At 73.1% G+C, this 15,714-nt stretch carries 15 protein-coding genes; 8 read left to right on the top strand and 7 right to left on the bottom strand.

All coding sequences use genetic code 11. The features are described 5' to 3' along the window. Positions 1-16 precede the first annotated feature (16 nt). Positions 17-835 (bottom strand): peptidoglycan-binding protein, encoded by an 819-nt coding sequence (locus tag ABT137_RS32650; protein WP_351714710.1) that lies wholly within the window; start codon positions 833-835, stop codon positions 17-19. A gap of 185 nt (positions 836-1,020) precedes the next feature. Here ABT137_RS32650 and ABT137_RS32645 point away from each other — a divergent pair, with 185 nt between their 5' ends. The 4 genes from ABT137_RS32645 (at position 1,021) to ABT137_RS32630 (ending at position 5,734) form a co-directional block, all read left to right on the top strand. After that, entirely contained in the window at positions 1,021-1,764 is a 744-nt protein-coding gene (locus ABT137_RS32645; protein ID WP_351714709.1) for a TetR family transcriptional regulator, read from the top strand. Positions 1,765-1,923: 159 nt separating this feature from the next. After that, positions 1,924-2,343, top strand: a complete 420-nt coding sequence (locus ABT137_RS32640; protein WP_093506783.1) for a Zn-ribbon domain-containing OB-fold protein — start codon at positions 1,924-1,926, stop codon at positions 2,341-2,343. 52 nt (positions 2,344-2,395) lie between these two features. Continuing rightward, a complete protein-coding gene (locus ABT137_RS32635; protein ID WP_351714708.1) occupies positions 2,396-2,782 on the top strand; it encodes a nuclear transport factor 2 family protein in 387 nt (128 codons plus the stop codon). A 183-nt stretch (positions 2,783-2,965) separates the two neighbouring features. Then, positions 2,966-5,734, top strand: coding sequence for an alpha/beta hydrolase (locus ABT137_RS32630; RefSeq protein ID WP_351714707.1), 2,769 nt, complete (start codon positions 2,966-2,968; stop codon positions 5,732-5,734). A gap of 49 nt (positions 5,735-5,783) precedes the next feature. On the opposite strand, the gene ABT137_RS32625 is transcribed toward ABT137_RS32630, so the two are convergent. Then, positions 5,784-6,179 (bottom strand): PPOX class F420-dependent oxidoreductase, encoded by a 396-nt coding sequence (locus ABT137_RS32625; protein WP_351714706.1) that lies wholly within the window; start codon positions 6,177-6,179, stop codon positions 5,784-5,786. A gap of 101 nt (positions 6,180-6,280) precedes the next feature. Beyond that, a complete protein-coding gene (locus ABT137_RS32620; RefSeq protein WP_351714705.1) occupies positions 6,281-7,486 on the bottom strand; it encodes a MalY/PatB family protein in 1,206 nt (401 codons plus the stop codon). Positions 7,487-7,676: 190 nt separating this feature from the next. Between ABT137_RS32620 and ABT137_RS32615 the strand changes: the two genes are divergently transcribed. After that, positions 7,677-9,056 (top strand): S1 family peptidase, encoded by a 1,380-nt coding sequence (locus ABT137_RS32615; RefSeq protein WP_351714704.1) that lies wholly within the window; start codon positions 7,677-7,679, stop codon positions 9,054-9,056. 99 nt (positions 9,057-9,155) lie between these two features. Here the strand turns inward: ABT137_RS32615 and ABT137_RS32610 are convergent, their stop codons facing one another. Then, positions 9,156-9,311, bottom strand: a complete 156-nt coding sequence (locus ABT137_RS32610) for a hypothetical protein (protein ID WP_351714799.1) — start codon at positions 9,309-9,311, stop codon at positions 9,156-9,158. Between the two features lie 153 nt (positions 9,312-9,464). After that, complete coding sequence (locus ABT137_RS32605; RefSeq protein ID WP_351714703.1) at positions 9,465-10,613, bottom strand: ROK family protein; 1,149 nt, start codon at positions 10,611-10,613, stop codon at positions 9,465-9,467. Positions 10,614-10,754: 141 nt separating this feature from the next. Here ABT137_RS32605 and ABT137_RS32600 point away from each other — a divergent pair, with 141 nt between their 5' ends. Further along, a complete protein-coding gene (locus tag ABT137_RS32600; RefSeq protein WP_351714702.1) occupies positions 10,755-11,954 on the top strand; it encodes a Gfo/Idh/MocA family protein in 1,200 nt (399 codons plus the stop codon). 41 nt (positions 11,955-11,995) lie between these two features. On the opposite strand, the gene ABT137_RS32595 is transcribed toward ABT137_RS32600, so the two are convergent. Continuing rightward, positions 11,996-12,691: a L,D-transpeptidase family protein gene (locus ABT137_RS32595; RefSeq protein ID WP_293991301.1), complete on the bottom strand. Its 696-nt coding sequence runs from the start codon at positions 12,689-12,691 to the stop codon at positions 11,996-11,998. 193 nt (positions 12,692-12,884) lie between these two features. Between ABT137_RS32595 and ABT137_RS32590 the strand changes: the two genes are divergently transcribed. Further along, on the top strand, positions 12,885-14,279 hold the full coding sequence (locus ABT137_RS32590) for a pyridoxal phosphate-dependent decarboxylase family protein (protein ID WP_351714701.1): 1,395 nt from the start codon (positions 12,885-12,887) through the stop codon (positions 14,277-14,279). Here ABT137_RS32590 and ABT137_RS32585 read toward each other — a convergent pair. Continuing rightward, positions 14,265-15,083, bottom strand: a complete 819-nt coding sequence (locus tag ABT137_RS32585) for an SDR family NAD(P)-dependent oxidoreductase (RefSeq protein ID WP_351714700.1) — start codon at positions 15,081-15,083, stop codon at positions 14,265-14,267. The two genes, ABT137_RS32590 and ABT137_RS32585, sit on opposite strands and share 15 nt — an antisense overlap. A 50-nt stretch (positions 15,084-15,133) precedes the next feature. Here ABT137_RS32585 and ABT137_RS32580 point away from each other — a divergent pair, with 50 nt between their 5' ends. Then, positions 15,134-15,670, top strand: a complete 537-nt coding sequence (locus ABT137_RS32580) for a hypothetical protein (RefSeq protein WP_351714699.1) — start codon at positions 15,134-15,136, stop codon at positions 15,668-15,670. Positions 15,671-15,714: the final 44 nt, after the last annotated feature.

Here is a 15,714-nt window from a genome sequence, read left to right as displayed (position 1 = left end):
TCAGCCGTCCGGGCCGTCAGCCGTCGGTGAGACTGGTGCGGGACTCCAGGGCGCGGCGGGTGTCGTCGCCGTAGACACCGCGTTCGTCGCCGCTGATGCCGTACCAGACCTGGAAACGTTCCACGGCGGCGGTCAGGGCGGCGTCGTAGGTGCCGCCGGTGGAGCCGTCGCGGTAGACGTCCGGGATGCGCAGCAGGCGTTGCTCCAGCTCGACGACCTCGGGGCCGGTGTCGCCCTGGCGGAGCGTGCCGGCGCCGTCGGGGTCGGTGGCGGTGTCCGAGGCCGGTGGGGTGGAGGCCGGTGCCGTGGTGGCGGACGCGGACGGCTGCGCGGCCTCGGCGGTGCCCTCGCGGCCCGGCAGCAGCAGGGCGCAGCCGAAGCCGACCAGGGCGGCCGCGCCGACGGCCACCACGACGGCGGCCCGGCGCAGTCCCGGCCCGAAGCCGAAGGAACGGGACGGGTCGGCGCCGTGACCGTGGCCACGGCCGCCGGGCGCGGCGGTGCGCGGACCGTCGGTGACGGGCGGCAGCTCCTGGGTCTCGTCCTCCATGCCGGAGCCGAAGGATCCGATACCGGAGCCGAAGGACCCGGTGCCGGAGCCGAACGACCCGGTGCCGGAACCGGCGGCCGGTTCGAAGGCCTCGAAGTCCGCGGCGCTCCGGCTCCTCGCCTCCTTCGCCTCCGCGGCCTCCCTCGTCTTCTCGGCGGCCTCCGCATCCGCGTGGAACTCGCGCATCAGCTCCGCGAGGGTGTCGAGCCGACGGGGGCGCAGGACCCGGACCGGTTCCAGGACCGGCCCGCGGTGCGGCTGTTCAGGGTCGGGCGGTGTCGACACACTGCTCTCCTTCCACTCCCCGTGCGCACGGGGAGTCCGCGATCCCCGAGAACACATACGGGAGGACCGCCCCACCGGTTCAGCCCGGCAGCGGGAACGGGTCCGGGACAGTCGGCAGAGCACTCAGTCCCCCGACCTGGTGCACTGAGTGCCATACGGGTCGACGGAATGCTACGTTCGCGTCCATGAGCTCCAGCAGCGCGGCACCGCCCGCCAAGCCGCCCATGCGGGACGCCCTGGTCGCGGCGGCCTTCCGGCTCTTCCTGGAGCGCGGGTACGAGCAGACGACCGTCGACGACATCGTTGCCCTCGCGGGGGTCGGGCGCCGGTCGTTCTTCCGCTACTTCCCGTCCAAGGAGGACGTGGTCTTCCCCGACCACGAGGGGTGCCTGGCCGACATGACCGCCTTCCTGGCGGCCGGCGAACCGGAGTGCGAGCCGGTGCGGCGGGTGTGCGACGCGGCGCGGCTGGTGCTGCGGATGTACGCGGAGAACCCCACGTTCTCCGTGCAGCGCTACCGGCTCACCAAGCAGGTCCCGGGCCTGCGCGCGTACGAGCTGTCGGTGGTGTGGCGCTACGAGCGCGCGCTCGCCGAGTACCTGCGCGGCCGGTACGCCGGCCGCCCCGACGGGACACTGCGGGCGGATGTCGTCGCGGCGGCCGTGGTCGCGGCGCACAACAACGCGCTCCGCTCCTGGCTGCGTTCGGACGGGCGGGTCGACGCGGACGAGACGGTCGGCCACGCCCTCGGGTACGTGCAGGCCGCGTTCGGCACCGAGGCCGCCGGCCCCGCTGCGGGCGGGGCGTCGGCCGCGCTGTTCGGCGTCCCGGCGGAACACCCGGACGACGTGGTCGTCCTCGTCTCGCGGCGGGACGCGCCGCTGTGGCGGGTGGTACAGGAGATCGAGACCGCGTTCGGCCGCGCCTGACATCCGAAGACCTCAGATTAGGGGTACGCAGTGCCTTTACGACTGGCACTGAGTGCCATACTCTGTCGACGTGCACGGTGGCACGGCCAACCGGGCACAGGCGTGCCCGGCCGGGTCCGGACACGCGGGATTCCGGGCGAGCGCAGGGAGTTGACCAGCGTGTACCACCACTCGACGAGCGCCGCGCAGTCGGCGGTCGGATTCGCGACGGGCGTTCTCGACCCCGCGCCCGCGGACCGCGCCAAGGACGCCATCGTCTACCAGCGCTGCACCTGGTGCGGCACCGCGATGTACCACAGGCTGCTGTGTCCGGTGTGCCAGGGCAGCGAGCTGCGGACGGAGCGCAGCGAGGGCACGGGCACGGTCCGCCACTCGACGGTGGTACACCGGAACACGCCCGCCGCGCGCAACGTGTCCCTGATCGAGATGGCCGAGGGGTTCGTGGTCCGGGGCCGGGTCATGGGCCCGCCGATCGGCATCCACAGCGGTGACCGGGTCAGGCTGTCCACGGCCAAGGACCCGGTGCGGGGCGAGCCGGTCTTCCAACTGCTCGACGAGCCGTACCGGGCCTGGAGCTGACGGTCGGAAATCCGGTTGCCCGGCGACCGGGGCCCTGGGCGAGGATGTGCCCATGGACGACGAATCGGCCCAGGTGACGGCCGCGATCGCGGGCGAGCTGCGGCTCATGGATCCCGAGGTGCGCGCCTCGCGGAAGCCGGCGGCCGAGCTGCTGGACCCGGAGTTCGTGGAGGTGGGCGCGTCCGGCCGCCGGTACGCGTACGAGCAGCTGCTCGCCGAACTGCCCGACAAGCCGGGCGCGTCGGCGGACGGCCCCCGCTACGAGCCGTCCGGCATGACCGGTGCCGTCCTCGCTCCCGGGCTGGTCCTGGTGACCTTCGAGGCCCGCCTCGGTGTTCGCCGCACCCGGCACAGCTCACTCTGGCGCCGGCGCGACGAGCAGAGCGGCTGGCGGATGTACCACCACCAGGCCACGGTCGTACCGCCCGGCATCGAGTAGCACGGCGGGGTCGAGCCGGCCGCAGACCGCCCCCGAACTCGACAGGTGCCGCCTCTCCCGCACTTGACCCGTTCACTCCGCCCCCACAGGCAACCCACAGACTCAACTCCCCGTCCTCCGGAGCGCGAGGGACTCCCCGGGACCGCCGGGGTGGCCCGTGCTCGCCTTCCGAGGAGGAGAACATTGGTCCGTACCCGGCGCATATGGGTCACCGCGGCAGCGGTGCTCGCGCTCGCGGGAGGAGTGTCCGGCACCACCGCACACGCTCAACAGGCCCCGGCCGCAACCGCATCCGACGGGAAGCTGCCACCGGGCTGGCACATCGACCGGGGACGGCAGGCGCCCCAGCTGGTGTGGCGGTCCGGCAGACGGGTGCCAATGGGGGACGCGCGGGTCGAATTCCGTGCGGACGGGCGGCTGTTGGGGGTGCCGAAGCCGGAACGGGACGGGCACACCTTCCGGCTCGGTCTGGACGGGGAGCGCGCGGGAGCGCTGAAGAACCTGCAAGTCTGGTCCGGCGGACGCCGGTTGGACACCCGCCCGGGCGCGCACGCGGCCGCGCCCTCGGCGGCGGTCCGGCCCCCGGCCCCGCTGCCGGCCAATCCGGTGGACCCGGGCAAGCCCGGCCCGTACCGCACGAAGACCGGCTCGTACCGGCTCAAGTCGGTGCGCCTGCCCGGGTTCTCCGTCCCGGTCGAGATGCAGGCCGTGGTGGTCGCGCCCACCGGGGTCTCCGGGGCCCGCCCGCTCGCACTGTTCCTGCACGGCCGCCACGCCACCTGCTACGCCCCGCACGGCGGCTCCGACGACGCCTCCGGCGCCTGGCCGTGCCCGGCCGGGACGCTCCCCATACCGAGCCACCGGGGTTATCTGCGCGACCAGCGACTGCTGGCCTCCCAGGGCTACGTGACGGTGTCGATCTCGGCGAACGGGATCAACGGCCAGGACTGGCAGGCCGAGGACGGCGGCGCGCAGGCCCGCTCGTCCCTGATCCGGCTGCACCTCGCGCAGTGGGCCGACTGGGCGCGCGACCCGCGCCACGCGCCCCGGATCGTGCGCGAGGCACCCCGCGCCGACCTCTCCCGGGTGCTGCTGATCGGCCACTCGCGGGGCGGCGAGGGCGTCAACCGGGCGGCGCTGGACAGCCTGTACCCGCCGCCGGCCGGCCAGGACGGGTATCACGGCAAGGTGCGCTGGCACATCAGCGGGACCGTGCTCATCGGTCCGACCGTCTTCGGCCAGAACCCGGTCCCGGACGTGCCGTCGCTCACGATCCTGCCGGGCTGCGACGGCGACGTCTCCGACCTGCAGGGCGAGGTGTACGTGGACGGCACCCGCGCGATCAGCAAGGGCAAGGCCCTGCACGGCGCGGTGTACGTGATCGGCGCCGACCACAACTTCTTCAACACCGAGTGGACGCCGGGGCAGGCGCAGGCCCCCGCGGAGGACGACTTCTTCGACGACCCGGACCACCCGGACCCGGTCTGCTCCCCGCGGGCCGCGACCCGGCTGACCGCCGATCAGCAGCACCGGGCGGGCTCCACCTACATCGCGGCGGCGGCTCGGCTGTTCGTCGCGGGAGACGACAAGGTCCGTCCGCTGCTGGACGGTTCGGGACGGCGGGCGCCGTCGGCGGATCCGGCGCGGGTGCTCGGCCACGCGGTCGGCGCCAACCGCGGTGCCGGGTTCCTGCCGGACGGAGAGGTGACGGTGACCGGTGGCCGGCTGTGTTCGGCGGTCGATCCCGACCCGGCGGTGGCCTGCCTGGGTGAGGGCGCCACGGGCGTCTCGCCGCACTTCGCGCAGTGGGAGACGGCACGGGAGGCCGGCCGGCACGCGATCGCGCTGCGCTGGACGTCCGCCGGGACTCCGGCCCGCATCCGGGTGGCGCGGCCGGTCTCGCTCTCCGGTACCGAGGCGCTCGCGCTGCGGGTCTTCGTGCCGCCGAACTCGCGGGGCACATCCCTCGACGTGTCCGTCACCGACAGCCACGGCCGGCGGGCCACCCTGGGCCGGGTCCGCCTCGACGGCCTGCCCGGCAGCGACCGCACCGCGTCCTACTGGGCGCGCGAACTGCGCGTACCGCTCACCGCCGCCCGCCGGGCCGGCCTCGACCTGCGGTCCGTCACATCCCTCGAACTGACGCCGCGTTCGGGATCCGGACGAGCCTGGCTGATGGACGCCTGGGGGTGGCGCCCGGGCACTCCTGCGGTCCGCGCGGCCGGGCTGCCGCGCGTCGACGTCGGCCGGCTCACGGTCGACGAGGGCGACTCGGGCGTCCGCACCTACCACGTCCCGGTGCGGGTGTCCGGGCGGGGCAGCGGCCAGGTCCGGGTGTACGTCGTCGACCCGGCGACCGGTACCGCGAAGGACCGCCTGGTCACCGTGCGCCCGGGCGGTCACGACATCGACGTGCCGGTGCAGGTGCGGGGCAACACCCGCTACGGCGCCGACGTGCCGTACGACGTGCTGGTCAAGGCCGTCCACGGGGCGGTCGTCGGCTCCTACCTGGGCGGGCTGACCGTGCACAACGACGATCCGGCGCCCACCGTCACCGTGACTCCGCTCGCGGACCGGGTGACCGAGGGCTCGGCCCTGAAGTGGCGGATCTCGCTGTCGGAGGCCGCGGACACGGACATCGGCGCGCTGTTCGTGCCGGTCCCGGTCGGCAGCGGCGGCACGGAGCTGTCCACCAAGGACGTCGACCCCGGCTGGCTGGCCGACGTCTCCGGCGCGGTTCCGGACCCGGAACGCCCGCTGTCCCAGGTGGACGGTCTCTACCTGTGGCTGGACGTGCCCGCCGGGCAGACCAGCCTCGACGTGACCGTGCCCACCGTACGGGACCAGGTCGGGGAGCCTGCCGAGTCGGTGACCTTCCAGCAGACGAACGACGGCGGCAACCCGCTGCCCGGCGGGCTGGTGCTCACCGGAACGGTGCTGGACGCCTCGTAGCGCCCCGCGTGCCCTGGGGAGACCGCGGTCTCCCCAGGGCACGGCTTTCTCAGGGGGTCAGGGTCACCCGGATACCGACGGTGCCGTCGAGGCCGCGGCGCAGCCTGCTGCCGAGGAGGGTGAGGCGGCCGGTGATCCCGTACTTGCGGGCGATGAGGTCGCGGTAGCGGGCGGTGGTGGCCGCGTCCGCGATCTCGGCGGTGCCCGGGACCGGGTCGCCGGTCGGGCGGCCGCGCAGATCGCAGGCGCCGACCTTGACGTCGGCGCGGCGGCGGATGCGCTTGACCTTCCAGGTGTCGGCGGCCGTCCAGACGCCGAGCGTGTCCCCGTCCCGCACCACCCACACCGGGGTGGGGACGGGGGTGCCGTCCTTGCGGTAGCTGGTGACCAGCAGGTACTTGCCGGCGCCGAGCCGGTCGAGGGCCGTCCCGGTGATGTCGTCCATGCCCGGAGTCTAGGCGTCCGCACGCCGGTCGAGCAGGTCGCGGTACGTCCGCGCGAAGAGATAGGCGTGGCCGGGCCGGCGGGCGGAGGTGGGTGCCGTCCTTACGGTCCTGATGTCAGCCGCGCGGTCGCGTCGCACGCGACCGCCGCCGCCATCCGGCGGACCGCCTCCGTGATCACCTCGGGCGAGGTGGCGAGGTTGAACCGGACGTGCCCGGCGCCGCCGGTCCCGAACCGGAGGCCGGAGTTGACGGCGACCCGGCCGCGCTCCAGGAAGACCTCGGCCGGGTCGTCGCCGAGGCCGAGGGCGCGGCAGTCGAGCCAGGCGAGGTAGGTGGCCTCCGCGGGCCGGTACCGGATGCCGGGCAAGTGACGGTCGAGCAGGCCGGCGAGCAGGCGCCGGTTCTCGTCGAGGCCCGCGAGCAGGGCGTCCAGCCAGGCGGTGCCGTCGGTCAGCGCGGCCGTGTGGGCGATCACGCCGACATGGCTCGGGCCGTGGCTGACCTCCTCCGGCAGCCGGGCGAGGTCGGCGGCGGCCCCGGGTCCGGCGAGGGCGAGGGCGGCCTTGAGCCCGGCGAGGTTCCAGGCCTTGGACGCCGACATCAGGGACAGCCCGCGCTCGGCGCCCGGCACGCTCAGGTAGGGCACGAACTCGACGCCCGGGGCGGTGAGCGGGGCGTGGATCTCGTCGGCGACGACCCGAACCCCGTACCGCTCGGCGAGGGCGGCGACGGCGGTGAGCTCGTCGGCGGTGTGGACGGTGCCGGTCGGGTTGTGGGGGCTGCACAGCAGATAGCCGGCCCGCCCGCCGCCGAGCCCGCGGAACGCCGCCTCCAGCACGTCGAGGTCGATCCGACCGTCGCTGCCGAGCGGAGCCTCCACCACCTTCCGGTCCATGTGCGTGACGAACCGGTAGAACGGCGGGTACACCGGCGAGTTGACGACCACCGGGTCGCCGGGCCCGGTGACCAGTTTCAGCATCTCGACCACGCCGAGCATCACGTCGGGGACGAACGCGGTGCGGGCCACGTCGAGCCCGTCCCAGCCCCAGCGTTTCGCGGCGAACGCGGCCAGCGCCTCGGCGTAGGCGGTGCCCGCCGGGTAGCCGGTGTCGCCGAGTTCCATCGCGGCCGTGACCGCGCGGACGACCGCCGGGGCGAGCGGCACGTCCATCTCGGCCACCCACACCGGGAGCACGTCCTCGGGGTAGGTGCGCCATTTCATGCTGGTACGACATCGCAGCCGGTCGAGGGTGAGGGCGCGCAGCGGGTTCGGTTCGCCCGGATTCTCCTGCGGGATGCTGGTCATGGGCTCAAGATAGGCGGCTGCGGCAGGCCCGGGAACGAGGCGTGCGGCCACGCCGTACCGCCACGGGATCGTAAAGATCACCACCGCTGTGAACACCCTGGGGGCCGCCCACGTATGGAGAGCAGGGCGCTCGACGACCGGAGGGCCCCGCGGTGCAGCCACCGCGCGTTCGGGGTTTCGGGAGCCATGGATGAGGCACGCACGACGACGGGTCGTCCGGCGGGGGACACAGCTGGCGGCGGTCGGCGGACTCCTTCTGGGAGGCGCGATGGTCACCACGGCCATGGCGAGCGAGACTCCCGGCACGTCCGCCGTCCCGTTCAGCTCCGGCTCCGCGACCGAGGCCGGTGACACCGGCGCGGCGCTGGTGGCGAAGCTCGGCACCGCCCGTACGGCGGGCAGCTGGATCGGCGCCGACGGCAAGCCGGTGGTCGCGGTCACCGACGCACAGGCCGCGGCGATGGTGAAGCAGGCGGGCGCCGAGCCCAAGATGGTGTCGCACAGCATGAACGAGCTGAAGGCGGCCACCGCCACGCTGAAGGCCGCGCCGCGGGTGGCCGGCACCGCGTGGGCGGTCGACTACAAGACCAACCGGGTGATGGTGGAGGCCGACAGTACGGTCTCCGCCTCCGACTGGTCGGACCTGAGCCGGGTCGCCGCGGGCATCGGCGGTTTCGTGCAGATGCAGCGCTCCGAGGGCACGTTCACCACCCGGCTGAACGGGGCGCAGCCCATCCTGTCGACGGGCGGCCGTTGTTCGGCCGGGTTCAACGTCACGAACGGAACCACCGATTTCATCCTCACCGCCGGTCACTGCGGCCCCGCCAACACCATCTGGTTCGACGAGGGCCAGGGCAACGACCAGCAGGTGGGCACCACGATCGACACACAGTTCCCGGGCAGCGACTTCTCGCTCATCCAGTACGCCTCCGGGAAGGCCGGTGACAACGCGGACGTGGTCGCGATCGGCAACGGCCAGGGCGTGCGGATCACGGGGGCTGCCGATCCGACGGTCGGGCAGAAGGTGTTCCGCAGCGGCTCCACCAGCGGTCTGCACGACGGCACGGTGACCGCGCTCAACGCGACCGTCAACTACCCGGAGGGCACGGTCACCGGGCTCGTCCAGACCAACGTGTGCGCCGAACCGGGCGACAGCGGGGGGCCGTTGTTCTCCAACGGCATCGCGCTGGGGGTGACGTCGGGCGGCAGCGGTGACTGCACCACGGGCGGAGTGACGTTCTTCCAGCCGGTGACGCGCGCGATGGCGGCCTTGAACGTCCAGCTGATCGTGACGAAGCAGGCCGCGACCGGGGGCCAGGCCGCCACGCCCGCGCCGTCCGCGTCGGCCAACCACAGCGCCATCGCGCCGAGCGCGGCCTCGCCGGGTTCGTCGGCGCCGGTCACCGGCGACGACACCAGCCTGGTCGCCCGCCTCACGGACACCCGCAACGTCGGACCGGGCCTGCTGGTGATCGGCGGCAGTCTGATCGCGCTGGTGGGCACGCGCTTCATCCGCGCGGAACAGGACCGCAAGGCGTACCAGCGCTACTACTCGGCTACTTGGGGCTGACGGGGGCGGCGCGAGGTCTGCCGCGCGAGGTCCGACGAGAAGGGCACCCATCCGCTGGGGGTGCCCGGGACGGGCCGGTCAGGCCGTCTGGCCCGGCTGCTACGGGGTCGCTGCCGCCCATTCGAGGACGAGCCGCTGGTACTCCTCGCGCTGCTCGGTGCTCAGTGTCCCGCCCGACCGGAGCCACAGGGCCCGGATCTCCTCGTTGACCTCGTCGGCCGATCGCTCGGTGACGGTTTCAACACTGGTGGACATGGTGTGAAGCATATGCCGCTCGGCGTGAAGGCGCCGTGAGTAAGTACGACCGATATGGACATATCGGACCGTGTTACTCATCACGTCAATGTGTCAAGCACAGGCGGGAGTTCGATGCGGTCCGGCAACGGCTGCACCTGCGGAAACGGCAGTTCAGCCGCCGGCCCGGCCGAGCACCAGAACCTGGATCGCCAGGACGGCCGCGCCCCGCGCCCAGTCGTGGAAGTCGGAGACCTTGGTCTCCAGGCCGATCGGGGCGGCGAGCGGATGCCGGTGGGCGCGGACCGTCTCCCGCACCGTGTCGCCGGCCACCTCCATCAGGCCGACCCCCTCCCCGGCCAGCAGGATCTTCTCCGGCATGACGAAGTTGGCGATCTGCGCGAGCAGCGTGCCCAGCGCCCGGCCGGCCTCGCCGATGACCCGTGCGGCCATCGGCTCGCCCGCGGCGGCGCCGGCGAGGATCTCCTCGTACGACGCGTCGCGGCCGGTGGCGGCCCGGACCTGGTAGCGGATGCTGGGGATGGTGAGCAGCGACACGGCGCTGCCGCGCTCGCCCTGCGGGGTGAGCGTGCCCAGGGGGTCGATGATCCAGTGCCGCCCGAAGCCGCGGTCCTCCTCGGCGCAGGGGACCCGCCTGCCGCCGAGCACCAGGCCGTAGCCGATGCCGGCGCCGATGGTCAGCACGACGAAGCGGTCGAGTCCGCGGCCGGCACCGAACCAGGTCTCGGCCTCGACCAGGGCGGCCACATCGTTCTCCACGACGACCGGCAGGCCGGTGCGCTCCCGGACCAGCCCGGCCAGCGGGACGTCACGCCAGGACAGGTAGGGCGACTCGCCGACCACCGCGTACTCGCGCACGAACCCGCCGACACCGATGCCGATGCCCGCGATCGCGGGGTGGCGGGCGGCGAGCTCGGCGGTCATGTCGGCCAGCAGGTCGGCGACGTACTTGGGGTCATGGCCGGTGAGGGGCCGGTCGAGGCGGGCGACGATGTCGCTCCTGAGGCTGGTGACGACGGCGTAGACCATCTCGTCGGTGATCTTGAAGCCGAGGAAGGACCGGGACTCGGCGACCACGTCGAGCGGCTGCGAGGGGCGGCCCTGGCGCGCCTCCGCCGGGGCGCCCGCCCAGGGGGCCTCGACGAGCAGGCCGGACTCGATCAGCGGCTTGGTGAGGCGGGTGAGGCTGCCCTGGGAGAGGTTCAGCCGACGAGCCAGCTCGGTGCGCGACAGCGGGCCGTTGACGAGCACCTCGATCGCCACGGAGCGCTCCGCCGAGCTCAGCGGCAGCCAGTCGGTCACAGCATCCCTTTTCTTCCGGAACTGAAGCAACCAAGCCACCCTACTGTGCGCCGGGTGCGCCGCATAAGCGCCCTGCTCGCACCTTCCTGACTTCCTTCCGCCCCTTGACGCCAAGATTCTTCCGCGACGAAAGTAACCCCCATGACTTTCTCACTCGGCATCGTCGGCGCCGGACAGTTCTCCGGCCAGTTCGCCACGCTGTTCCAGGCCCATCCCGGCGTCGGCGACGTGTACGTCACCGACCTGCTGCCCGAGCGGGCGGAGAAGCTCGCCGCCGCCCAGGGTCTGGCGGGCACCTTCCCGTCGTACGAGGCCATGCTGGAGTCCGACGTCGACGCGGTCGCGATCTTCACCCAGCGCTGGACGCACGGCCCGCTGGTCCTCCAGGGCCTGAACGCCGGCAAGCACGTGTACTCCGCGGTCCCCATGGCGATCACGACCGAGGAGATCGCCGCGATCATCGACACCGTCAAGGCGACCGGCCTGACGTACATGATGGGCGAGACCAGCCAGTACAACCCGGCGACCGTGCACGCCCGCAACCAGATCGCCGAGGGCGCCTTCGGGCGGCTGTTCTACGCCGAGGGCGACTACGTCCACGACATGGACCTCGGCTTCTACGACGCCTACCGCTACAGCGGCGGCGAGAACTGGAAGGCGACCGCCAGCTATCCCCCGCTGCTCTACCCGACGCACGCGGTGGGCGGGGTGCTCGGCGCCTGGCAGACGCACGCGGTGAGCGTGTCGGCGATCGGGGTCGTGGACGACCGGGGCGACGGCGTCTTCGACAAGGAGGTCAGCCAGTTCGGCAACGACATCTCCAACGCGACCGCGTTGTTCGAGGTGGCGGGCGGCGGCTCGTTCCGTACGAACGAGTTCCGGCGGGTGGGCTATCCGTCGCACATCCGCGAATCGCGCTTCCGGTTCTTCGGGACCGAGGCCAGCATGGAGCAGCTGGCGACGGTGGCGCTGTGGCAGGACAAGAAGGGCGTCCAGGACATCAGCGAGCTCCTGGAGCCCAAGCCCACCATGTCGCCCGACGACCCCTCGCTCCAGCACATCGCGCCGGAGCTGCGGGCCGCCTTCACCTCGGGGTCGGCGCCGGTGCACGACCGGGCGCGGCTGCCGCGGGAGTTCGACGCGCTGCACAACGGGCACGAGGGCAGCCACCACTTCCTGGTGGACGACTTCGTGACCGCCGTCAACACGCGCAGCCTGCCGTCGGTCAACGCGTGGGTCGCGGCCCGCTACACCCTGCCGGGCATCATCGCGCACGAGTCCGCGCGGCAGGGCGGGGCCAGGCTGGAGATCCCGGACTTCGGGGACGCCCCGGAGAGCTGAGCCGAAGCCGCCGGCCGGGGCCGGCGGCGGGCCGGGCGCCGTCAGGTGCCCGGCTTGCGGCCGTAGACGTAGACGTCGTCGCCGGTCTTCAGCAGCGACCAGTACTTCTTGGCGTCCTTCGTGGTCATGTTCACACAGCCGTGCGAGCCCGGCGGGTTCCACATGCTGAGACCCACCGAGTGGAAGGCCTGGCCGCCGTCGAAGAACTGGCTGTAGGGCATCGGCACGTTGTAGACGGACGAGACGTGGTCGATGTCACGCCAGTAGATCTTCTTCAGACCGGTCCGCGTCTCGAACCCGTCGCGGCCGGTACGGACCGGCACCGGGCCGTAGACCAGCTTGTTGCCGTCCTGGATCCAGCTCAGCTGGAGCGTGAGGTTGACGCAGGCGATGCGTCCCTTGTTCGTCGGGCACTTGCCGTCCTTGTTGGGCTTGTTCCCGACGGCCTTCTGCTTGTTCATCAGATCCATCACGCCCCAGGTGACGGGACCCGCGTACCCGACGGCGGGCGTGATGCCGTGCTTGTTCTGGAAGGCCTGGATCGCCTTGCAGTCGGCGGTGGACTGCTTGCCGTCGACCGGCCGCCCGAGGAACTTCTCCACCTGCTTCTGGTACGGCCCGGCCTGCGTGGTGCAGCTCGCCGCCTGCGCCGGAGCGGAGGTGAGGGCGAGCGTGAGCGGCGCCACCAGTCCGGTGACACCGAGCACTACGGCACTTCGTCTACGTATGTCCCCCATGTGGCGTCTGTCTCCTTTTTCTGTCCTGTGGTCTCGTCGTACTGGACCGCCCGATGCGCGGCATTGGTTGTAGCCCGGGGCGGGCTGTGACGAAACGGTTAACTTAGCCGCCGCGGCCGCCGCTGCCGGCATCGGTCCACTTACCCGGAAGTGGCCCGCGCCACAGCGTCGTGGCCGACCTAGTGTGCGGTTCATGCACCCCGCACTCGCCGACGATCTCGCCCGGCTTCCCGAACTCCTCCAGTCCGCCCGCGACGTCGCCGCCCGTGCGGCGGCCGGGTCGGCCGAGCGGCCGGTGGCCGCGCTCGGCCCCGCACCCTCGCGGGCGCCGCTGCCCGAACGGGGGGAGGGCGGTGCCGGCGCGCTGGCCCGGTTCACCGAGCGGTGGGCGCCGGGTATGTCCGCCTCGGCCGGGCCACGTTACCTCGGTTTCGTCACCGGCGGTGTGACCCCCGCGTCGCTCACCGGCGACTGGCTGACCTCGGCCTACGACCAGAACCTGGCCGGGGACGCCGGTTCCTGGGGTGCCGCCCTGGAGCGCGAGACCGTGGCCTGGCTGGCCGAGCTGTTCGGGCTCGGCGAGGCGCACAGCGGAGCGTTTGTGACCGGGGCCACGATGTCGAACACGGTCGGCCTGGCCATCGCCCGGGAATGGCTCGGCGAGCGGCTCGGGGTGGACGTCTCCCGGGCGGGGGCCGCCGCGCTCGGCCCGGTCGACGTGCTCTCCGGCAGCCCGCACTCCAGCGTCGGCAAGGCGCTGTCGATGCTCGGCATCGGCCGGGACCGGCTGCGCCCGGTGCCGCTGCTGCCCGGCAACCGGGAGGCGGTGGACGTGACCGCGCTCGACGCGGCGCTCGACGCGCTGGACGGGCGGCCCGCGATCGTCGTCGCCAACGCGGGCACCGTGAACACCGTCGACTTCGACGACCTGCGGGCGATCGCCGCCCTGAAGGAGCGGTACGACTTCTGGCTGCACGTGGACGCCGCGTTCGGCGCCTTCGCCGCCCTCTCCCCCGCCCACGCCCCGCTCGTCGCCGGTCTGGACGCGGCCGACTCGGTCTGTGTGGACCTGCACAAGTGGCTCAACGTCCCCTACGACGCGGCCGTCCAGTTCACCCGCCGCCGCGACCTCCAGGTGGCCGTCTTCCAGAACGAGTCCCCGTACCTGGGCCTACCGACCGGCACCCCGGACTTCCTGCACCTCACCCCGGAGACCTCCCGCCGCATGCGCGCGCTGCCGGCCTGGTTCGCGCTGACGGCGTACGGCCGGGACGGGCACCGCGAGATCGTCGAGCGCAACGTCGCCGAGGCCCGCCGTCTCGGCGCCGGCATCGAGGAGCTGCCCGCCCTGCGCCTGCTCGCCCCGGTCCGGCTCAACGTCGTCTGCTTCACCCTCGCCGAGCACCCGACGCAGGAGCGGGTGGACGCGCTGGCCCGGGCGGTCGCCGCGTCCGGGGAGGCGTTCCTGACACCGACGGTCTACGACGGGGTGCCGGCGCTGCGGGCGGCGTACAGCAACTGGCGGACCACGGAGGACGACACCCGGCGCGTGCTGGCCGTGCTCGCGACCGCCTCAGCTGCTCTCTGAGCCGCGCCGGGCCTCCCGGTGCGGCCGCAGCGCCGCGTGGAACCCGCTGTGCACGGCGGTGAGTCCGCCGTCGACGCTCAGGGTGGTGCCGGTGATCCAGGCGGCGTCGCGGGAGGCGAGGAACGCGACGGCCGCGGCGATGTCCTCGGGTTCGCCGACCCGGCCGAGCGGATACAGCGAGCGGACGGCGTCGAGTTCGTCCTCCCGGCCCGCCCAGGCCGAGGTGCGGACCGTGCCCGGCTCCACCAGGTTGACCCGCACCCCGCGCGCGGCCGCGTGCCCGGCGAGGGTGCGGGTCAGCGAGCCGAGGCCGGCCTTGGCGGCGCTGTAGGCGTGGTTGCCGAAGTCGGCGCGGGCGTTGACGGAGCCGATGCTGACGATCGCACCCCGGCCCGAGGCGGCCAGGTGCGGGAGGGCGGCGCGGCAGCAGCGGTGGACGCCGGTGAGCGTGATGTCGAGGTCCAGGGCCCACGCGTCGTCCGGCTGGTCCTCGAAGAGGGGGAGGTCCGGGGTGCAGTGCGCGGCGCAGTTCACCAGGACGTCGAGCCTGCCGAAGGAGCCGACGGCCCGCTCGACGGCCGCCTCCACCGAGTCCCGGTCGGCGACGTCACAGGCGAACGCCGCCACCGCCAGCCCCTGTTCGCGCAGCCCGGCCGCCGTCCGCTCCGCCTCGGGCAGGTCCCGGTCGGTCGCCAGCACCCGTGCGCCCTCCTCGGCCAGCCGGCGGGCGACGGCCGCGCCGATGCCGCGGGCCGCGCCCGTGACGAGAACTCCGTGTCCGGCAAAGCGAGTCAGTCCGGTCATGACGACGACCGTACGGGCCGGACGATCAACAGGACAGATAGCGTGCGCACATGACCGCGTTCCTGCAGCAACTACCCGCCCTGATAGGCGTCGTGATCGGCGCGCTCGGCTCGTACCTCGCGGTGGTGCGGGGTGACCGGGCGCGGTTCCGGCGGGAACAGGAGGCGCGCTGGGAGGAGCGGCGGCTGGCCGTGTACAGCGACTACGCGCGGGCGCTGAAGAAAACGGTGAACCTCACCTACCGCGTCGCCGCCCATCTCGGCAACGACCCGCATCCGCACCCGATCTCCCCGGCCGAGGCCGAGCCGCAGCTGGCGGCGGCCACCGACGGCCGTGATCCGGCCGGGGAGGCGCTGATCATGCTGGGCAGCCGGGAGGTGGTGGAGCAGGCACGGGAGTGGGTGACCGCGGTGATGGCCATGGAGCGGTTCATGCGCTCCGGGACGGTCGACCCGGACGCCTGGCAGGACCTGCTGGCACGGCAGCGGGCCTGCCGGGAGCGCTACTACACCGCCGTACGCGAGGATCTCGCGCTGCCTCCGGGGCACCCGGCGCTCTGGCCGACCCGGGTGGAGTCGGACGGCTGAGGGGCGTGCCGGATCCGCGGTGGCCGGTGGCGGGCCCTCCGCGG

It is taken from the genome of Streptomyces sp. NPDC001980 (assembly GCF_040296885.1).
GTDB lineage: Bacteria > Actinomycetota > Actinomycetes > Streptomycetales > Streptomycetaceae > Streptomyces.
This window is presented reverse-complemented; position numbering and strand designations above follow the sequence as displayed.